Here is a 20,229-nt window from a genome sequence, read left to right on the forward strand (position 1 = left end):
GGGACAACCGGTGCGGGGGCGGGATCCGGGGAGGGCCGAGCGGTCAGCCCATGTGCGGGTAGCGGTAGTCGGTCGGCGGGACGAGCGTCTCCTTGATGGCGCGGGTGAGCGTCCAGCGCATCAGGTTCTGCGGCGCGCCCGCCTTGTCGTTGGTGCCGGACGCGCGACCGCCGCCGAAGGGCTGCTGGCCGACGACGGCGCCGGTCGACTTGTCGTTGATGTAGAAGTTGCCGGCCGCGTAGCGCAGCTTCGCCATCGTGTGGGCGGCGGCGGCGCGGTCGCCCGCGATGACCGAGCCGGTCAGGGCGTACGCCGAGACGGACTCCAGCTGGTCGAGCACCGCGTCGTACCGGTCGTCCTCGTACACGTGCACCGCGAGGATCGGGCCGAAGTACTCGGTGGTGAAGACCTCGTTCGCCGGGTCGGTGCAGACGATGACGGTCGGGCGGACGAAGTAGCCGACCGAGTCGTCGTACGTGCCGCCCGCGACGATCGTGCAGGCGGGGTCGGCGGCGGCGCGGTCGATCGCGGCCTTGTTCTTGGCGAAGGCGCGCTCGTCGATGACGGCGCCGATGAAGTTCGACAGGTCGGTGACGTCGCCCATGGCAATCCCGTCGACCTCGGCGGCGAACTCCTCGGCGAAGCCGTCGTGCCAGATCGACGCGGGGACGTACGCGCGCGAGGACGCCGAGCACTTCTGGCCCTGGTACTCGAAGGAGCCCCTGGTCAGCGCGGTCTTGAGGATCGCGCGGTCGGCGCTCGGGTGGGCGACGACGAAGTCCTTGCCGCCCGTCTCGCCGACGATCCGCGGGTAGGAGCGGTACTTCTCGATGTTGTTGCCGACCGTCTTCCACAGGTGCTGGAAGGTCTTGGTCGAGCCGGTGAAGTGGATGCCCGCCAGCTCGGGGTGGCTCAGGGCCACCTCGGAGACGGCGATGCCGTCGCCCGTCACCAGGTTGATGACGCCCTTGGGCAGTCCGGCCTCCTCCAGCACCCGCATGAGCAGCACGGCGGCGAGGGTCTGCGTCGGGGACGGCTTCCACACCACGACATTGCCCATCAGCGCGGGCGCGGTGGGCAGATTGCCCGCGATGGCCGTGAAGTTGAAGGGCGTGATCGCGTAGACGAACCCTTCGAGCGGCCGGTGGTCGAGCCGGTTCCAGACGCCGGGCGAGTTGGCCGGCGGCTGCTCGGCCAGCAGGTCACGGGCGTACTTGACGTTGAAGCGCCAGAAGTCGACCAGTTCGCACGGGGTGTCGATCTCGGCCTGCTGGGCGGTCTTCGACTGGCCGAGCATGGTGGCGGCGGCCAGCGTCTCGCGCCACGGCCCGGCGAGCAGCTCGGCGGCGCGCAGGATGATCGCGGCACGGTCGTCGAAGGCCATCGCGCGCCAGCCAGGGGCGGCGGCGAGCGCGGCGTCGACCGCGTCCCGCGCGTCCTGCTCGGTGGCGCCGGCGAAGGTGCCCAGCACGGCCCGGTGGTTGTGGGGCTGGACGACGTCGACGCGGGCGCCGCCGCCCATCCGCTTCTCGCCGCCGATGGTCATCGGCAGGTCGACGGGGTTCTCGGCCAGCTCCTTGAGCCTGGCCTCCAGGCGGGCCAGCTCGGCGGAGCCGGGAGCGTACCCGTGCACCGGCTCGTTGACCGGCGCGGGAACCTGGGTCACAGCGTCCATGGTGGCGAATCTCCTCAATGTGCTGGATCTGTACGTCGGTCGTGCTCGGTCGCGCCGGTCGTTCCCCGTCGCCGGGGAGCGGGCCGGCCGCTCAGCCGCGGGTGACCAGCGAGCGCAGGAAGAAGGCGAGGTTGGCGGGTCGCTCGGCGAGGCGGCGCATGAAGTAGCCGTACCAGTCGGTGCCGTACGCGAGGTAGACCCGCATCCGGTGCCCCTCGGCGGCGAGCCGGAGCTGCTCGGCCTCGCGGATGCCGTACAGCATCTGGAACTCGTACTCATCGAGCTTACGTCCGGCGCGCCGGGCGAGATCCTGGGCGATCGCGACGATGCGCGGGTCGTGGGTGCCGACCATCGGGTAGCCGCCGCCCTCCATCAGGATCCGCAGCGAGCGGATGTACGCCCTGTCGACCTCGCCCTTGTCCTGGTGGGCGACGGAGGCGGGCTCCTTGTAGGCGCCCTTGACGAGGCGGACGCGCGATCCGGCGGCGGCGAGGGCGCGGCAGTCGTCCTCGGTGCGGAAGAGGTACGACTGCACGACCGCGCCGGTCCGCGGGAAGCGCGCGCGCAGCTCGCCGTGGATGGCGAGCATGGAGTCGATGGTGGTGTGGTCCTCGGCGTCGAGGGTGACCGTGGTGCCGATCGCGGCGGCGGCCTCGACGACGGCGGTCACGTTCTCCAGCGCGAGGTCGTGCCCGCCGGGCAGCGCCTGGCCGAAGGAGGACAGCTTCACCGACATCTCGGCGCGCTCCCCCAGCTCCAGCGGCGCGAGGGCCTCGACCAGCCGCAGATAGGAGTCCCGGGCGGCGAGCGCCTCGGCCCGGTCGGTGATGTCCTCACCGAGCACGTCGAGGGTGATCTCCAGGCCGTTGTCGGCCATCGACCGGATCACCGGGGCCGTCTCCTCGACGGACTCACCGGCGATGAAGCGGTTCACCACGGGCTTGGTGACCGGGGCGGCCGAGACGGCGCGGCGCAGGGTGTCGCTGCGCGACGCGGCGAGGATCACGGGACCCAGCACGGGTCACCTCCACGGTGGAATCGAAACGGGGAACCGCAAACGGGGAACCACTGCGAAACCTAGAGATCGCTCCGATCCTCTGCCATCGACAGCTGTCACGCATCCGTGGCCCCGATCTCAGACATATGTCTGAAGGCGGTGGGAGAATGTCCGGGTGAACGACGGTTATCAGGAATTGGTCGACGAGATCTCGGCGCTGCTCGGCGTCCCCGCGACGCTGGAGGACCGCGACTTCGGGCTGATCGCCTTCGGTGCGCACGACAGCGAGGACGACGCGGCGATGGACCCGGTCAGGACGCGCTCGATCCTGACCCGGAAGTCGACGCCCGCGGTCCGCGCCTGGTTCGAGGCGTTCGGGATCGCCCGCGCCACGGATCCGGTCCGTATCCCGGCCGCCCCGGACGCGGGGGTCTTCCGGGGCCGGATCTGTCTGCCCGTGCGCCATCGGGGCCATGTCCTCGGCTACGTATGGCTGTTGGACGACTCGGACCCGGGGCCCGCCGCCTCCCGGCTGGCGGCGGCCATGGAGGTGACCGGCCGGATCGGCGATCTGCTCGCCGACGAGCTGCGCACGGGGGCGGATCCGGCGCGCGAGCTGCGGGCCGTGCTGAGCGCCGGTCCCGGCGGGCAGCGGGACATGGCGCTGGCCGCGCTGCGCACGGCGCTCGGCCCGAGCGCGGAGGGGCTGCACGTGGTGGTGTGCGTGGCGCCCTGGCCCGACGAGGAGCCGGGGACCCGGGCGGTGCCGGGGACGGCGGCGCTGTGCGCGCTGCCCTACGGCGCGGCGGACGGCGGCGGGGACGCGGCGCTGGCCCTGCTCGTACGGCTGCGCTCCGCCGACGCGCTCGCCCCGGTGCTCGCGGCCGTGGACCGGCTGCGCGAGAGCGCGGGCCCCGGCACCGTCGCGGGCACGGGCGCCCCGCGCCGGGGCCCCGCCGAACTGCCGGCGGCCTGGCGGGAGGCGGTCGCGGCGGCCCGCGCCTGCGAGGCCCAGCCCCGCTTCGGCCCGGTGGCCCAGTGGACGGCCATCGGCCCGTACCGCCTGCTCACCGCGCTGCCCGCCGCACCGGACCCGGTGGTCCTGCCCCTGCTGGCCCCGGCCCACGGCGAACTGGCCCACACCGCCGAGGTCTTCCTCGACCACGCGGGCCAGGCGGGCCGCACGGCCTCGGCGCTGGGCATCCACCGGCAGACGCTGTACTACCGGCTGGCGCGGATCGAGCAGCTCACCGGGCTCGACCTGGACGACGGCGAGGACCGGCTGCTGCTCCACATGACGCTGAAGGCGACCGCGATCCGGGCCGCTCCCGGGGCGGTCGGGCGGCCAGCGCGGTGATACCCCCGGCGCACCGGCCCACCACGACGATCAGCGGGCTGCCCCTGAGCGCGCCGAGGGGCCCGGCAGCTGCTGCCGGGCCCCTCGGGTGTGTCCCAGGATCGACCGCGTCAGTCGGTCAGGTTCACCGAGCGCGCCGAGGCCGCGCCGATCTCCTCGGAGATCTCCGCGAGCACGGTGGGCGGCACGGTGTCGTCCACGGTGAGCACGACGAGCGCCTCGCCGCCCTCCTCCGCGCGCGCGACCTGCATGCCCGCGATGTTCAGCCCGGCCTCGCCGAGGATCCGGCCGACCGTGCCGACGATGCCGGGGCGGTCCTCGTACCGCAGTACGACCATGTGGTCGGCCAGCGCCAGCTCCACGTCGTACTCGTTGATCGCGACGATCTTCAGCAGGTGCTTGGGCCCGGCCAGGGTGCCGGAGACCGAGACCTCCTCGCCGCCGGCGAGGGTGCCGCGCACGGTGACCACGTTGCGGTGGTTCGGCGACTCGCTGGAGGTGGTGAGGCGGACCTCGACGCCGCGCTCCTGCGCGAACAGCGGGGCGTTGACGTACGACACGGTCTCGGCGACGACATCCTCGAACACGCCCTTGAGCGCGGAGAGTTCGAGCACCTTCACATCGTGCTGGGTGATCTCGCCGTACACCTCGACATCGAGCCGGGCCGCGACCTCGCCCGCGAGGGCGGTGAAGATCCGGCCGAGCTTCTCGGCGAGCGGCAGCCCGGGGCGTACGTCCTCGGCGATGACCCCGCCCTGGACGTTGACCGCGTCCGGCACCAGCTCACCGGCGAGCGCGAGCCGTACGGAGCGGGCGACGGCGATGCCCGCCTTCTCCTGCGCCTCGTCGGTGGAGGCGCCCAGGTGCGGGGTGCAGACGACCTGGTCGAACTGGAAGAGCGGGGAGTCCGTGCAGGGCTCCTTCGTGTACACGTCCAGCCCGGCTCCGGCGACGCGGCCCTCCTTGAGGGCGGAGGCGAGCGCCTCCTCGTCGACGATCCCGCCGCGCGCCGCGTTGACGATCCGCACGGACGGCTTGACCTTGTGGAGCGCCTCGTCGCCGATCAGACCCAGCGTCTCGGGGGTCTTGGGCAGGTGCACGGTGATGAAGTCCGAGACTTCGAGCAGCTCGTCGAGCGACAGCAGCTTGACGCCCATCTGGGCGGCGCGGGCCGGCTGCACGTAGGGGTCGTACGCCACGATCTTCATACCGAAGGCGGACATGCGCTGCGCGACCAGCACACCGATGCGGCCGAGGCCGACGACGCCGAGGGTCTTCTCGCTCAGCTCGACGCCCGTGTACTTGGAGCGCTTCCACTCGCCGTTCTTGAGGGCGGAGTTGGCCTGCGGGATGTTGCGCGCGGTGGCGACGAGCAGACCGCAGGCCAGTTCGGCGGCGGTGACGATGTTGGAGGTCGGTGCGTTGACGACCATCACGCCGGCCTTGGTGGCGGCGGCGACGTCGACGTTGTCGAGACCCACCCCGGCGCGGGCGACGACCTTCAGCTTCGCGGCCGCGGCGACGGCCTCGGCGTCGACCTTGGTCGCGGAGCGGACGAGGATCGCGTCCACATCGGCGAGGGCGGGCAGCAGCTGCGCGCGGTCGGCGCCGTCACAGTGCCGGATCTCGAAATCCGGACCGAGCGCGTCGACGGTGGCGGGCGAAAGCTCTTCAGCGATGAGTACGACAGGTTTCGAGCTCACGTGAGTCCTCACAAGTCCCATTGCGGACGGCCGTCCCGACGGCCGCATGCGGTGGAGGGGTCCTAGGGCGGAGCGCGCCCTAACCGCGTGAAAGACGCACGACGCTGTGGGCCTGACGCGTATGTGTTGAGCAGTGTAATGCCGTCGCCGGAGGGTTATTCCGCCCGTGCGGCAGGATCACTCGTACGTGCGGGGGCCCGGCGTCGGCGCCGGTGACGCGGCCCCGGCCGCTGAGGACCGGGGCCGCGTCGGGAACGCTACGCGTCGTCGTTGTCGACCCAGCTCATGAGCTTGCGCAGCTCGGCGCCCGTGCTCGCCAGCAGGCTGTCGCTGTCGGCCTTCTTGTACTCGTTGTACTTCTTCAGACCGCCGTGGTACTCGTCCATCCAGTTCTTGGCGAACGTACCGTCCTGGATCTCGGCCAGGATTTTCTTCATCTCGACCTTGGTCTGGTCGTTGATGACGCGCGGACCGCTGACGTAGTCGCCCCACTCGGCGGTCTCGGAGACCGACCAGCGCATCTTCTCCAGGCCGCCCTCGTACATCAGGTCCACGATCAGCTTCAGCTCGTGGAGGCACTCGAAGTACGCGATCTCCGGCTGGTAGCCGGCCTCGGTCAGCGTCTCGAAGCCCGCCTTGACCAGCGCGGCGGTACCGCCGCAGAGCACGGCCTGCTCACCGAAGAGGTCGGTCTCGGTCTCTTCCTTGAAAGTCGTCTTGATGACGCCGGCGCGGGTGCCGCCGATGCCCTTCGCGTACGAGAGGGCCAGCGCGAACGCCTTGCCCGAGAAGTCCTGCTCGACGGCCGCGATACACGGAACGCCGCGGCCCTCCTCGTACTGGCGGCGGACCAGGTGGCCGGGGCCCTTGGGGGCGACCATCGCGACGTCGACGTTGGCCGGCGGCTTGATGAACTCGTAGCGGATGTTCAGGCCGTGGCCGAAGAAGAGCGCGTCGCCGTCCTTCAGGTTGTCCTTGATGGACTCCTCGTAGACCTGGCCCTGGATCGGGTCCGGCACCAGGATCATGATGACGTCGGCCTCGGCGGCGGCCTCCGCCGGCGTCACCACGCGCAGGCCCTGCTCCTCGGCCTTGGCCTTGGACTTCGAGCCCTCGTGCAGGCCGACCCGGACGTCGACACCCGAGTCGCGGAGCGACAGCGCGTGGGCGTGGCCCTGGCTGCCGTATCCGATGACCGCGACCTTGCGGTTCTGGATGATGGACAGGTCGGCATCGTCGTCGTAGAACAGCTCGGCCACTGGGTCTTCTCCTTGATGTGCACTTCGGTGGAACAGCTCGCTGCCCACCGTACGGCGGGGCGGCTGATGGTGGTTTCCCGGTCTCGGCATTCGAGCCGCGGAGCCGGGGGGTTACGGCCTACGCGCTGCGGTCGAGGGCCCGCAGGCTGCGGTCCGTGATGGACCGCGCGCCGCGCCCTATGGCGATCGTCCCGGACTGCACCAGCTCCTTGATGCCGAACTGCTCCAGCATCTTGAGCATCGCGTCGAGCTTGTCACTCGATCCGGTGGCCTCGATCGTGACGGCCTCGGGTGCGACGTCCACGGTCTTGGCGCGGAACAGCTGGACGATCTCGACGATCTGGGAGCGGGTCTCGTTGTCGGCCCTGACCTTCACCAGGACCAGCTCGCGCTGGATCGCGGCGCCGGGCTCCAGCTCGACGATCTTGAGGACGTTCACCAGCTTGTTGAGCTGCTTCGTCACCTGCTCCAGGGGCAGTTCCTCGACATTGACCACGATGGTGATGCGGGAGATGTCGGGGTGTTCGGTGACACCGACCGCGAGTGAGTCGATGTTGAACCCGCGGCGGGAGAACAGCGCGGCGATCCGGGCGAGGATGCCGGGGGTGTTCTCCACCAGAACGGAGAGTGTGTGCCTGGTCATGGTCGGTCTCTTCTCTCGGGCTCGGTCTCTCGTGCCGCGGGTCAGTCGTCCGCGCTGTCGCCGAAGTCGGGACGGACGTCCCGGGCGGCCATGACCTCGTCGTTCGAGGTGCCGGCGGCGACCATCGGCCAGACCTGGGCGTCCTCGTGGACGATGAAGTCGACGACGACGGGGCGGTCGTTGACGGCGTTGGCCTTGGCGATCACCGCGTCCAGCTCGTCCGGGGACTCGCAGCGCAGCGCGACGCACCCCATGGCCTCCGCCAGCTTCACGAAGTCCGGGACCCTGGTGCCGCCGCTGGGGGCGCCCTCGGGCTCCTGGCCCGCGTGCAGCACGGTGTTGGAGTAGCGCTGGTTGTAGAAGAGGGTCTGCCACTGGCGGACCATGCCCAGCGCGCCGTTGTTGATGATCGCGACCTTGATCGGGATGTTGTTCAGGGCGCAGGTGGTGAGTTCCTGGTTGGTCATCTGGAAGCAGCCGTCGCCGTCGATCGCCCAGACGGTACGGTCCGGCCGGCCGGCCTTGGCGCCCATGGCGGCGGGGACCGCGTAGCCCATGGTCCCGGCGCCGCCGGAGTTCAGCCAGGTGGCGGGCTTCTCGTAGTCGATGAAGTGGGCGGCCCACATCTGGTGCTGGCCGACGCCCGCGGCGAAGACGGTGCCCTCGGGCGCGAGCTGTCCGATGCGCTGGATGACCTGCTGCGGGGCGAGCGTGCCGTTGGCGGGCTGGTCGTAGCCGAGGGGGTAGGTCTCGCGCCAGCGGTTGAGATCCTTCCACCAGGCCGAGTAGCCCGACGCGGCGGCCTCGCCGACGTGGCCTTCGGTGTGCTCGGCCTGGACCGCCTGGACGAGGTCGGCCAGGACCTCGCGGGCGTCGCCCACGATCGGCACGTCCGCGATCCGGTTCTTGCCGATCTCGGCCGGGTCGATGTCGGCGTGGACGACCTTGGCGTGCGGGGCGAAGCTCTCCAGCTTGCCGGTGACGCGGTCGTCGAAGCGGGCGCCGAGGGCGACGATCAGGTCGGCCTTCTGCAGCGCGGTGACGGCGGTGACCGAACCGTGCATGCCCGGCATGCCCACGTGCAGCGGGTGGGTGTCGGGGAAGGCACCCAGCGCCATCAGGGTGGTGGTGACGGGCGCGCCGGTCAGCTCGGCGAGGACCTTCAGCTCGGTGGTGGCCCCGGCCTTGATGACACCGCCGCCGACGTACAGCACCGGACGCCTGGCCTGGGAGATCAGCTTGGCGGCCTCGCGGATCTGCTTGGCGTGCGGCTTGGTCACCGGGCGGTAGCCGGGCAGGTCCTGGACCGGCGGCCAGCTGAAGGTGGTCCGCGCCTGGAGGGCGTCCTTGGCGATGTCGACCAGGACGGGACCCGGGCGGCCGGTGGAGGCGATGTGGAACGCCTCCGCGATGATCCGCGGGATGTCCTCCGCCTTGGTCACCAGGAAGTTGTGCTTGGTGATCGGCATGGTGATGCCGCAGATGTCCGCCTCCTGGAAGGCGTCCGTGCCGATCGCCGCGCTCGCCACCTGACCGGTGATCGCGACCATGGGCACCGAGTCCATGTGCGCGTCGGCGATGGGGGTGACCAGGTTGGTGGCGCCGGGGCCCGAGGTGGCCATGCAGACGCCGACCTTGCCGGTGGCCTGGGCGTACCCCTCGGCCGCGTGACCGGCGCCCTGCTCGTGGCGGACCAGGATGTGGCGGACCCGGGTGGAGTCCATCATCGGGTCGTACGCGGGGAGGATGGCGCCGCCGGGGATACCGAATACCGTGTCGGCGCCCACTTCCTCAAGGGAGCGGATGAGCGACTGCGCGCCCGTGACGTGCTCGACGGAGGCGGAGGACGGTCCGCCGTTACGGGCCCGCGGCTGCGGATGGTGGGCCCCGGTGGCCTGGTCGGTCATCGGCATTCTCTTCTCGAAGCTGAAGGGGTTTTGCGAGGGTTTGGGGTGTGTCGGTGCAACAAAAAACCCCTCGTGCCAGGAGGCAGGCGAGGGGAGCGCGTCGGTGCGGTCTGCAGAGCGGGTACGGGGCTCTGCTTCAGCCGACGCGCTTTCCAAGTACGAGAATTCGGGTGCGCATGGCACTGACCCTCCCTCCGCCGCGCCCCGGCTGTCAAGTGGGTGGGACGGGCGTCTCATTATTTGAGCGCAGGGTGGGGCGCGGGATCCGGTCGGAGACCGGCTGCCGGGAGCGCCGGACGGGGAGCGCGCCGCCGGAGAGGACGGGCTGCGCGACCGCGCCCGGCACCGGGTAGGAACCGGCCACCAGGGCGCGGCGCAGCCGGTGCTCGTCCAGCGGGCCGGCGAAGGCCATGCCCTGGCCGTGTGTGCAGCCCATGGCGCGCAGGGCGATCACCTGTTCGGGGACGTCCACGCCCTCGGCGACGGACTGCATGCCGAGATCGCAGGCGATCCGGAGCAGCCCCGCGGTGATCTTGTGCAGCCTGGCGGACTCCACGACGCCCTCGACCAGGCCGCGGTCCAGTTTCAGGACGTCGACGGGGAGTCTGCGCAGGGCGCTTATCGCCGCGTATCCGCTGCCGAAGCCGTCGAGCGCGATCCGGACGCCGAGGCGGCGCAGGGCGACGAGGCGGTGTTCCAGCTCGTCCAGGGAGGCGCGCGGTTCGCTGTCGGACAGCTCGATCATCAGGGCGCCCGAGGGCAGCCCGTAGCGGGTCAGCAGCGCCTCGATGGAGCCCAGCGGCATGGACTTGTCGAGCAGCCTGCGGGCCGGCAGCCGGACCGCCACCGGGGCGGTGTGGCCGAGCCCGGCGCGCTCGGCCGCCTGCTCGACGGCCTGTTCGAGCAGCCAGCGCCCCAGCTCCGCGGTGCGGTCGCTGTCGTCGGCGACGCGCAGGAACTCGGCGGGGGTGTACAGGATGCCCTGGGCGGAGCGCCATCGGGCCTGCGCGGCGACGGCGGAGACCCGGCCGGAGGTGAGATGGACGACGGGCTGGTGGAGCAGGGCGAATTCGCCGTCGTGCAGGGCGGTGCGCAGCCGGGTGGCCAGCTCGGTCCTGCGGACCACGTCCGCCTGCATCTGGGGCGCGTACAGCTCGACGCGGTCCTTGCCCGCCGCCTTGGCGCGGTACATGGCGAGGTCGGCGTTGCGCATGAGGCCGGTGGGGCTTATGCCCGGTTCGGCGAAGGCGACGCCGATGGAGGCGGCGACCCGGACATCGTTGCCGTCGATCCGGTACGGCTGGGAGAGCCGGAGCCGGAGCCGGTCGGCGATCTCGTGGACCTGGTACTCCCGGGCCGTCCGGTCCGTGGAGCCGTCGCCGAGGACGATGGCGGCGAACTCGTCGCCGCCGAGCCTGGCGGCCGTGTCCCCGGCCCGTACGGACTCCTGGAGGCGGTGGGCGGCCTGGACGAGCAGCTCGTCCCCCGTCTGGTGGCCCAGCCGGTCGTTGACGCCCTTGAAGCCGTCGAGGTCGATGAAGAGCACCGCCGTGCCGGGGTCGGTCGCGCGGCGCCCGGAGAGGGCCTGGCGGACCCGCTCGGTGAACAGGGCGCGGTTGGGCAGGTCGGTGAGCGGATCGTGCTCGGCGTTGTGCTGCAGCTGCGCCTGGAGGCGGACGCGCTCGGTGACGTCCCGGCTGTTGAAGATCAGCCCGCCCTGATGGCGGTTGACGGTGGACTCCACGTTGAGCCAGCCGCCGCTGCCCGAGCTGAAGCGGCACTCGATCCTGGTGGTGGGCTCCTCCGCCGGAGGCGTGGCGAGGAAACGCCGGACCTCGTGGATCACCCGGCCGAGATCGTCCGGGTGGATGATCGAGGCCAGCTCGGCGCCGACGAGGTCCTCGGCGTCGCGCCCGTACACCCCCGCCGCCGCCGGGCTGACGTAGCGCAGGGTGCCGGAGGCGGCGGCGATCATGATCACATCGCTGGAGCCCTGCACCAGGGAGCGGAAGTGGTTCTCCTTCTGGGCCAGTTCGTGGGTGAGCGCGATGTTGTCGACGAGCATGATGCCCTGCCGTATGACCAGGGCGAGGACCACCGTGCAGCCGGTGAGGACCACGACCCGGTCGACCCGGCGGCCCTCGATGACGTTGTAGAGGATCCCCAGCGTGCAGACGGCCGCGGCCAGATACGGCGTGAGCGCGGCCAGCGAGCTGGCGATGGGTGTGGAGTGGCGGGCCTGCCGGGGCGGCGCCGGGACGGTGTCCGTCATGCGGCGCACCCCCCAGGGCGCGTAGGCGAGAAGCAGCGAGCCGGCGAACCACCCGGCGTCGAGGAGCTGTCCCGAGCGGTAGGTGTCACGCAGCAGCGGGGAGGTGAACAGGGCATCACAGAGCACCGTCAGGGCAAGGGCGGCGATCGCGGTGTTGACCGCGGAGCGGCTGCCCGTACCGCGCCGGAAGTGGAGCGCGAGAACCATGCTGACGAGCACGATGTCGAGCAGCGGATAGGCGAGCGAGAGAGCCGCCTGCAGCACGCTCTCGCCCTGGAACGTCGCCGTGCGGGCGAGGGCCAGGCTCCAGGAGAGGGTGAGCAGGGAGCCGCCGATGAGCCAGGAGTCCAGCGCGAGGCAGACCCAGCCGGCCCTGCTCACCGGGCGTTTGGCGAGGACGAGCAGGCCCACGATGGCGGGCGGCGCGAAGCAGAGGAAGCAGAGGTCGGCGAGGGACAGGCTGGGTACGGGCTGGTCGAGCACGACCTCGTACCACCCCCAGACCGCGTTTCCCGCCGAGGCCATCGCGGACGAGAAGGAGAAGAGCAGCCAGGCGGGCCGGAACCGGCTGGAGTGGCCGCGTGCGTAGAAGAAACAGGAGACGGCGGCGATCAGGGCGGCGAAGCTCAGCCCGAAGTCGCCCATGAACAGGGCCAGCCGCTCCGAGCCCCAGCCCATCGCGGCGCCGGTCGCGTAGCCCGCGCAGATCAGGGCGAGGAGGAGCTGGGCGACCAGCCCGCCGCTCCCGCCGACGGCCGGGCGCGCGCCGACGACCATGCCCTCGGCGCTCACCGGAGCGCTCCGCTCGGCGCCGGTGCGGGTCCCGGAGCCGGCGTCGTGATCTTCGGTGCGCACGCGGTGCGCACCGGGGTGTCCGGAGGCCGCCGCCGCCGGCGTCCTTGACGCGTCGGATCGTTCGTCCATCGGCCGTACATCGCCCGTCGCCCCCTCGGTTCCTGATCGCTCCGCCGCACCGCCCCAGGCGCGGCACAGCCCCCAGATCGGGACGATACACCAGACTCGTCACTCAGGGACATAGTTCTTCTACTCTCCGTGACGACCTGGGGTGTTGTCGGCATCGGGGGTGCGGCGGGGCGGCCGCGAGGGGCGCGCGGAGCGGTGCGCAGGCGCCCCTCGGGGGTCTCTCAGGCGCCCGTGGTGAGTACGACGTTCAGCGGCTCCTCCCCGGCCGCGAACCGGGTCAGCTGCTCGACGAGCAGCCGCTTGGCGCGCGGCAGGAAGGCGGAGGTGGGTCCGCCGACGTGGGGACTGACGAGAACACCCGGAGCATGCCAGAGCGGATGGCCGGAAGGCAGGGGTTCGGGGTCGGTGACGTCGAGAGCCGCGCGGATCCTGCCGCTCTCCAGCTCCGCGAGGAGCGCCTCGGTGTCGACGACCGCGCCCCGCGCGACGTTCACGAGCAGCGCGCCGTCCTTCATCCCGGCCAGGAAGGCGGCGTCCACCAGCCCCCGGGTCGCCTCGGTGAGGGGCGTCGAGAGGATCACCACGTCCGCCTCCGGCAGCAGCGCGGGCAGTTCGGTGAACGCGTGGACCGCGCCGCGCTCCGTGGTGCGGGCCGAGCGCGCGACGCGTATCACCCGCGCGCACTCGAAGGGCGTGAGCCGGTCCTCGATGGCGGCGCCGATCGAGCCGTGGCCGACGATCAGCACGGACTTGTCGGCGAGCGCCTCGTGGAAGCCGGAGCGCCACTCCCCCCGGTCCTGGGCCCGGACGAAGCCGGGCACCCCGCGCAGGGAGGCGAGGGTCAGGGTGAGGGCCAGCTCGGCCGTGCTGGCCTCGTGGACGCCCTTGGCGTTGCACAGCCGCACGCCCGGCGCCAGCAGGCCCAGCGCGGGCGTCACGTTGTCCACCCCCGCCGAGAGGGTCTGCACGAGGCGCAAGGATGTCATTTCGGCCAGGGGCCGGGTGGAGACCTGGGGACCGCTCAGGTACGGAACGACGTACAGGGCGCAGCGCGCCGGGTCGGCGGGGTAGGAGTCGCCGCCGTCCCAGAACCGGTAGTCCAGGCTGTCGGGAAGTCCTTCGATCTCGTCTGCCGGAAGCGGGAGCCACACGTCTGAAGTCATGGTCAGGAGGCTATGCGAAGCGCGGCGGTGCGATGAGGTTAGCTTGAGGACGGGCACAGGGACCGCCGGGTCGGTCTTATGGAGGGGTACGGCAGTTGGAGCGCAGGACAATCGGTGCGGCGGCGCTCGAAGTGGGGGCGGTCGGACTCGGCTGTATGCCCATGAACTGGGCGTACACCGGCTCGCAGCAGCGCGGTGACCGGTCGCTCCGTGCGGTGCACGCGGCGCTCGACGCCGGTACGAGCCTGCTGGACACGGCCGACATGTACGGCCCCTTCACCAATGAGCTGCTGCTGGGGCGGGTGGTCGGCAAGCGGCGGGCGGACGTCTTCGTCACGACCAAGTGCGGACTGCTCGTCGGGGACCAGCACATCGTCGCCGACGGCAGGCCCTCCTACATAAGGCGCGCGTGCGACGCGTCGCTGCGTCGGCTGCAGACCGATGTGATCGACCTGTACCAACTGCACCGCGCCGATCCCGAGATACCGGTCGAGGAGACGTGGGGCGCGATGGCGGAGCTGGTGAGCGCCGGGAAGGTGCGGGCGCTGGGGCTGTGCGCGGTGGGGGCGCGCGCTTCCCGTCGGCGGTCGGGGGCGCGTCCGCACGAGTCCACGATCCGGCAGCTGGAGCGGATCCAGCAGGTGTTTCCGGTCAGCGCGGTGGAGGCGGAGCTGTCGGTCTGGTCGCCGGAGGCGCTGGAGCGGCTGCTGCCGTGGTGCGAGGCGCGCGGTGTCGGCTTCCTCGCGGCGATGCCGCTGGGCAGCGGCTTCCTGACCGGGACGCTCACTCCGGGGCAGGGTTTCGAGCCGGACGACCTGCGGGCCCGCCATCCCCGGTTCACGGCCGAGATCATGGCCTCGAACCAGCCGCTGCTGGTGGGGTTGCGGCGGATAGCGGAACGTTACGGAGCGACGCCGGCGCAGGTGGCGCTGGCGTGGGTACTGAGCAGGGGGCGCCATGTGGTGCCGCTGCCGGGGACGAAGCGGGAGGAGTGGGCGGTGGAGAACGCGCGGGCGGCGGAGCTGGAGCTGACGGCGCGGGATCTGGCCGAGATAGCCGCCCTGCCGCCGGTGCGGGAGTCGTGGGACTCCTGGGCCGGGGCGGCGGGGTAGGGGGCGGCGTTGCGTCTTTGTCCGCCTCGTGGAACAGCGTTGAGTCCTTGTCGTGTCGTGGAACAGTCTTTGTCGTCGTGTGGAAAGGGACCGGAACCGTGCACCGTTCAGCAGTGACGGCCGTCTGTGCCGCGGTGGCGCTTGTCGTGGCCACCGGATGCTCGTCCGACCGCGCACCCGATCTCGGCCGGAGCCCCGCGTCGAGCCCGGCCGGCACGCCGTCGCAGGACGCGTCGCCGAGCCCGTCGGCCGCGCCCGCGAAGGGCTCGGTGAAGGTGGTGTCCACCTTGACGCGGGGGCTGAGGACGCCTTGGGGGCTGGCGGCCCTGCCCGACGGCGATCTGCTGGTCTCCTCGCGCGACGACGGGACGATCACCCGCGTCGGGGTGCGGGACGGCGAGCGGGGCAAAAAGACCGCGGTCGGCTCGGTGCCCGGGGTCGCGCCCGGCGGCGAGGGGGGTCTGCTGGGGATCGCCCTCTCCCCCACGTATGCCTCGGACCGGCTGGTGTACGCGTACTTCACCACCGCGTCGGACAACCGCGTCGCGCGCATGCTGTACGACGAGAAGAAGCCGGCCGGGCAGCAGCTCAGCGCCCCCGACACGGTGCTGCGCGGCATCCCGAAGGGGACCATCCACAACGGCGGCCGGATCGCCTTCGGCCCGGACAAGATGCTGTACGCGGGCACCGGCGAGGCGGGTGATCCCGCGCTCGCCCAGGACAAGGAGTCGCTGGGCGGGAAGATCCTGCGGATGACGCCGGACGGTCAGCCGGTGCACGGCAATCCCGAGGCGGACTCGGTGGTCTACTCCCTGGGGCACCGGGATGTGCAGGGGCTGGCCTGGGACGCGCGGGGGCAGCTGTGGGCCTCGGAATTCGGCCAGGACACGTGGGACGAGCTGAATCTGATCGAGCCGGGCAAGAACTACGGCTGGCCGGATGTGGAGGGCGAGGGCGGCACGGCCGACGGCTTTGTGGACCCGGTGGAGGTGTGGCCGCCGAGCGAGGCGTCGCCGAGCGGTCTCGCGTTCGCTGAGGGTTCGCTGTGGATGGCGGCGCTGCGCGGTCAGCGCCTGTGGCGCGTCCCGCTGGCGGGGCGGGAATCCGCGGCCCCTCCGCAGGCGTTCCTGAAGGGCGAGTACGGCAGGCTGCGTACCGTGCTCGCCACGGGCGGCGGCACGGTGTGGCTGACGACCAGCGCCACGGACGGCAGGGGCACACCGCGGTCCGGCGACGACCGGATTCTCCGGCTGGAGGTCGGGTAGCGGGACGTGAGGCGGCTCCGAGAGGGAATCCGAGAAAGAGGGACTGTCCGTGTTCAACATGTTCGAGGAGATCTTCGCGCCGGGCCGCAAGCACACCCATGACGAACAGAAGCGGCTGGAGCTGAGCCGGGTCGACGTCGATCCCAACGATCCGGGGCGCGGCCCGATAGACCTGACCTCAGGAAAGGTCACGATAAGAGTCCCGGAGGAGCCGGGCCCGGAGCCAGGCGCGGAACCGGGCGCGGAGCCAGGCACCGAGACAGGTGCGGAACCGGGCGTGGAGTCCGGCGCGGAACCGGGCGCAGAGCCGGGCGTGGAGTCCGGACCGGAGAAGGACACGGAACCCGGTGGCGAGACCGACGGGGAGACCGACCGGAAGACCGACGGGGAGACCGACGCGGGGCCGTCCCGGGGCTGAGGCTCTCTCACCGAGGGAAGAGGCGCAGCCGGTGGGCGAGGGCCGCCGCCTCCGTACGCCCCGAGACACCGAGCTTGGCCAGGATGTTGGAGACGTGGACGCTCGCGGTCTTGGGCGAGATGTACAGCTCCTCGGCGACGCGCCGGTTGCTGTGGCCCGCGGCGACCAACCGCAGGACGTCCCGCTCGCGCGGTGTCAGCCCCAGGGCACGGATCGGGTCGGGCGGGACCGCGCCACCGGACGCCGGGCGCGGGTCCGCGGCCGGTCCGGCCGTCCGGCCCGGGGCGCGGGCGGCGCCGGGGGCCGACGGGAGGCCGATGCGCGCCCGGCCCGCGAGCAGCTCGATCTCCTCGGCGAGGGGGCGCGCGCCGAGCGCGGTGGCGGTGGCGTGGGCCAGGAGCAGCGGCCGGGCGGCCGCCGAGCGCTCCGCGTGGGAGTCGAGCAGGGCCGCCGCCAGCCGCAGCCGGGCGTGCGCCAGCTCGTAGGGGCGCGAGACGCTCTCGAAGGCGGCCACCGTGTGGGTCCAGCGCTCCGGCGCGGGCCGGCCTTCGGCCCGCGCCAGCTCCGCCTCCAGCAGCAGCCCGTACGCCCGCCAGACGGGTACCAGGGTCGGCAGTCGCTTCCCGTGGGTCCTTACGGCCGCGAGGACGGCGGCCCGGCCCGCATCGGCGTCCGGCAGCCCCCGGGCGTCCGCCTCCGCCGACACCACCGCGCAGAGCAGGGGCAGCGCGTGCTGCTGGGTGCCCGGCGGGAAGCCATGGCCGATGATCTGCTCGAATTCCGCCCTGGCCTCGGCGAGCGCGCCCCGCCGCGCCGCCAGGCACACGGCGAGCCGGGTCGGCGGTATGTGGTGCTGCGGCTGGAAGTCGTGGGTGCCGAAGAAGCCTCGGGCCAGCGTCACTTGGCGGGTCGCCTCGTCGAAGTCGCCCCGGAACAGGGCGATTTCGGCGCGGCGCGCGGCGACGAGCCCGCGCGACTTCTGGGACTGCGTGAGATCGGCCGCCCCGTCGAGGGCGGTGTCGGCCTCGGCCCAGCGGCCCAGGGAGAACAGGGAGTGGGCCAGATTGTGGCGGACCCACACCTCGGTGTCGGCGAGACCGCGCTGATGGCTGAAGGCGACGCCCTTCTCCGCGAGGGCCACGGCCTCCTCGGACCGCCCCTGGGTCTCCAGCGTGGAGGGCAGGTTGATGCTGGCGCGCCCCACTATGCCGACCGAGTCCAGCTCGACGGCCCGGTCGCGTGCGGCGTACATCTCGGCGATGCCCTCGTCGGGGCTGCCCGCGTCGGCGGTGAGCCAGCCCCGGGTGAGGCGGGCGTGCAGCTCGGTGTGTTCGGCGCCGACCAGCCGCGCGTACTCCACGGCGCGGTCGGCGGCGACCAGGCTGTCGGGGCCGGGCCGGTGCAGGGCGTCCCAGCCGGCGACCATGGAGAGGACCTCCGCGTGCACGGCGGACGGCCGCAGGCCGCGTACCAGCTCCTGGGCCGTGGCCAGTTCCGACCAGCCGTCGCCCCGGGACAGCTGCTGCTTCAGCCGGGAGCGCTGGATCCAGAACCACGCGGCGCGCAGCGGATCGCGGCCCTCCTCCTCACCGTCGAGCATCCGCAGGGCCTTCTTCGAGATCGCCAGGGCCCGTTCGTGCTCACCGCCGACGCGGGCGGCGTCCGTCGCCTCCGCCATCAGGTCCAGAAAGCTCAGCGGGGAGTTGTCGGGGCGGCTTCCGCAGGCCGGGTAGGCGTCCAGGTCGTCCGGCGGGCGCAGGGTGCCCCGCACCTCGGCGGGCGCGCTGTCCCACAGCTCCATGGCCCTTTCGAGCAGCCTCAGTTGCTCCGCGTGGGCGTAGCGCTCCCTGGCCTCCACGGAGGCGCGCAGCACGACGGGCAGCGCCTTCGCCGGGTCGTGCGCGTGGTACCAGTGGCTGGCGAGCCGGGTGGTGCGCTCGTCGGCGCGGACGAGCCGGGGGTCGGCCTCCAGCACTTCGGCGAAGTGGCGGTTGAGCCGGGACCGCTCGCCGGGCAGCAGATCGTCGCTGACGGCCTCGCGCACCAGGGAGTGCCGGAAGCGGTAGCCGTCGCCGTCCGGGGTGGGCTGCAGGATGCTGGCGCCGACGGCGGCCCGCAGCGCCTCGATGAGGTCGTCCTCGGCGAGCCTGGCGACAGCCAGCAGCAGCGGGTACTCGACGGTGGTGCCGCCTTCGGCGACCATCCTGGCGACCCGCTGGGCGTCCTCGGGCAGCGCCTCGACCCTGACGAGCAGCAGGTCGCGCAGCGAGTCGCTCAGCCCGCCGCCGGTGCCGGTACCGCTGTCGGCACCGAGGGAGCAGGCCAGCTCCTCCACGAAGAACGCGTTGCCGTCGGAGCGTTCGAAGATGCGGTCCAGTACGCCGGGGTCGGGCTCGCCGTCGAGGATCCCGGCGAGCTGGCTGCGTACCTCCGCGCGGTTGAAGCGGGGCAGCTCGACGCGCCGGACGGATCTGAGCCGGTCCAGCTCGGCGAGGAGCGGGCGCAGCGGGTGGCGGCGGTGGATGTCGTCCGCGCGGTAGGTGCCGAGCACCACGACGCGGCCGCGGCGCAGGGAGCGCAGGAGATAGGCGAGGAGATGGCGGGTGGAGGCGTCCGCCCAGTGCAGATCCTCCAGGACGAGCACCACCGTACGGTCCGTCGCGAGCCGCTCCAGCAGCCGCGCGGTCAGCTCGAAGAGGCGCGCGGTGCCGTCCTCGTCCAGCGCGCCCCGGTCGGCGCGGCCCAGCTCGGGCAGGATGCGGGCCAGCTCGTCGTCCTGCCCGTCCGCCGCCGCGACCAGCTCGTCGGGCAGCAGGCGGCGCAGCGCGCGCAGCGCGGTGGAGAAGGGCGCGAACGGCAGCCCGTCCGCGCCGATCTCGACGCAGCCGCCGATCGCGACGACGGCCTTCTCCGCGCACGCCCTCTCGCGCAGCTCCTCGATGAGCCGGGTCTTGCCGACCCCCGCCTCACCGCCGATGAGCAGCGCCTGCGGCTCGCCCGCGGTGGCGCGGGCGAGCGCTTCGGTGAGCACGGTCAACTCGTCGGTCCTGCCGACGAACACCGGGCTGACGGACCTGGTCTCCACGGTGCCGAGCATCGCACAGGGGTCTGACAGCGCGGCACTCGTTTTCGAGCGGCTCACGGGGTGCGGCGCGGCCGGCGGCCGGGCGGACCCGCCTGCCCCTCCGGGGCTTTCCCGGCGGCTCGGCGCAGCTGCCGTACGAGGCGCCGGTCGGCGGCGGTGCGGAGGAGTTCGGCCTCACGGATCTTGTGGAGTTCGTACGCGTACATCGTGTCCCCCTGGACGAAACGGAGCGGCATCGTGCCGATGCCTCGACCTTCGTCTCCCAGGGGGTGGCGCCGCATCGGGAGTGTGCCGCATGTCCGCGGGGTCCCGGGCCTTAGAAACAGTGCCCGAGTCGAGGGCAGGGCGGGGTGGGTCTAGGGTCTTTCGTCTGGATCACGCCGGATGAGGGAGCGGGCTCTGGTGCCGTGGATCGCGGCGAGGCGCGGCACCAGGGCTCGCGAGCCCTG

General features: G+C 72.1%; 14 protein-coding genes. 4 read left to right on the forward strand and 10 right to left on the reverse strand.

The window, feature by feature from the left end:
• Positions 1 to 43 precede the first annotated feature (43 nt).
• Both pruA and DVH02_RS13600 read right to left on the reverse strand, forming a co-directional pair.
• Positions 44 to 1,675 (reverse strand): L-glutamate gamma-semialdehyde dehydrogenase, encoded by a 1,632-nt coding sequence (gene pruA / locus DVH02_RS13595; RefSeq protein ID WP_114624060.1) that lies wholly within the window; start codon positions 1,673 to 1,675, stop codon positions 44 to 46.
• A gap of 91 nt (positions 1,676 to 1,766) precedes the next feature.
• Positions 1,767 to 2,693 (reverse strand): proline dehydrogenase family protein, encoded by a 927-nt coding sequence (locus DVH02_RS13600; RefSeq protein ID WP_114624061.1) that lies wholly within the window; start codon positions 2,691 to 2,693, stop codon positions 1,767 to 1,769.
• A gap of 154 nt (positions 2,694 to 2,847) precedes the next feature.
• Between DVH02_RS13600 and DVH02_RS13605 the strand changes: the two genes are divergently transcribed.
• Positions 2,848 to 4,029, forward strand: coding sequence for a PucR family transcriptional regulator (locus DVH02_RS13605; RefSeq protein ID WP_114624062.1), 1,182 nt, complete (start codon positions 2,848 to 2,850; stop codon positions 4,027 to 4,029).
• A 110-nt stretch (positions 4,030 to 4,139) separates the two neighbouring features.
• On the opposite strand, the gene serA is transcribed toward DVH02_RS13605, so the two are convergent.
• From serA to DVH02_RS13640, 6 genes are all read right to left on the reverse strand, one after another.
• Positions 4,140 to 5,732, reverse strand: a complete 1,593-nt coding sequence (serA, locus tag DVH02_RS13610) for a phosphoglycerate dehydrogenase (protein ID WP_114624063.1) — start codon at positions 5,730 to 5,732, stop codon at positions 4,140 to 4,142.
• A 257-nt stretch (positions 5,733 to 5,989) separates the two neighbouring features.
• Positions 5,990 to 6,991 carry a ketol-acid reductoisomerase gene (ilvC, locus tag DVH02_RS13615; RefSeq protein WP_114624064.1) on the reverse strand — a complete coding sequence of 334 codons (1,002 nt, stop codon included), beginning with the start codon at positions 6,989 to 6,991 and terminating at the stop codon, positions 5,990 to 5,992.
• Between the two features lie 118 nt (positions 6,992 to 7,109).
• Positions 7,110 to 7,634, reverse strand: a complete 525-nt coding sequence (gene ilvN / locus DVH02_RS13620; protein WP_114624065.1) for an acetolactate synthase small subunit — start codon at positions 7,632 to 7,634, stop codon at positions 7,110 to 7,112.
• A 41-nt stretch (positions 7,635 to 7,675) separates the two neighbouring features.
• Positions 7,676 to 9,541: an acetolactate synthase large subunit gene (locus DVH02_RS13625; protein WP_114624066.1), complete on the reverse strand. Its 1,866-nt coding sequence runs from the start codon at positions 9,539 to 9,541 to the stop codon at positions 7,676 to 7,678.
• A 211-nt stretch (positions 9,542 to 9,752) separates the two neighbouring features.
• Complete coding sequence (locus DVH02_RS13635; protein WP_114624073.1) at positions 9,753 to 12,590, reverse strand: putative bifunctional diguanylate cyclase/phosphodiesterase; 2,838 nt, start codon at positions 12,588 to 12,590, stop codon at positions 9,753 to 9,755.
• 368 nt (positions 12,591 to 12,958) lie between these two features.
• Positions 12,959 to 13,900 (reverse strand): 2-hydroxyacid dehydrogenase, encoded by a 942-nt coding sequence (locus DVH02_RS13640; protein WP_114624068.1) that lies wholly within the window; start codon positions 13,898 to 13,900, stop codon positions 12,959 to 12,961.
• A gap of 131 nt (positions 13,901 to 14,031) precedes the next feature.
• Between DVH02_RS13640 and DVH02_RS13645 the strand changes: the two genes are divergently transcribed.
• The 3 genes from DVH02_RS13645 (at position 14,032) to DVH02_RS13655 (ending at position 16,695) form a co-directional block, all read left to right on the forward strand.
• Positions 14,032 to 15,012, forward strand: coding sequence for an aldo/keto reductase (locus DVH02_RS13645; RefSeq protein WP_199566276.1), 981 nt, complete (start codon positions 14,032 to 14,034; stop codon positions 15,010 to 15,012).
• A 113-nt stretch (positions 15,013 to 15,125) separates the two neighbouring features.
• Complete coding sequence (locus DVH02_RS13650) at positions 15,126 to 16,277, forward strand: PQQ-dependent sugar dehydrogenase (RefSeq protein WP_114624070.1); 1,152 nt, start codon at positions 15,126 to 15,128, stop codon at positions 16,275 to 16,277.
• A 58-nt stretch (positions 16,278 to 16,335) separates the two neighbouring features.
• The gene (locus DVH02_RS13655) at positions 16,336 to 16,695 is read left to right on the forward strand and encodes a DUF6191 domain-containing protein (RefSeq protein WP_407697621.1); all 360 of its coding nucleotides are present in this window, start codon (positions 16,336 to 16,338) and stop codon (positions 16,693 to 16,695) included.
• A 7-nt stretch (positions 16,696 to 16,702) separates the two neighbouring features.
• Here DVH02_RS13655 and DVH02_RS13660 read toward each other — a convergent pair whose 3' ends face one another.
• Together DVH02_RS13660 and DVH02_RS13665 are read right to left on the reverse strand one after the other, a co-directional pair.
• Positions 16,703 to 19,792, reverse strand: coding sequence for a helix-turn-helix transcriptional regulator (locus tag DVH02_RS13660; protein WP_199566274.1), 3,090 nt, complete (start codon positions 19,790 to 19,792; stop codon positions 16,703 to 16,705).
• Positions 19,793 to 19,833: 41 nt separating this feature from the next.
• Positions 19,834 to 20,016 carry a hypothetical protein gene (locus tag DVH02_RS13665; protein ID WP_114624072.1) on the reverse strand — a complete coding sequence of 61 codons (183 nt, stop codon included), beginning with the start codon at positions 20,014 to 20,016 and terminating at the stop codon, positions 19,834 to 19,836.
• Positions 20,017 to 20,229 lie beyond the last annotated feature (213 nt).

It is taken from the genome of Streptomyces corynorhini (assembly GCF_003346515.1).
Classification (GTDB): domain Bacteria; phylum Actinomycetota; class Actinomycetes; order Streptomycetales; family Streptomycetaceae; genus Streptomyces; species Streptomyces corynorhini.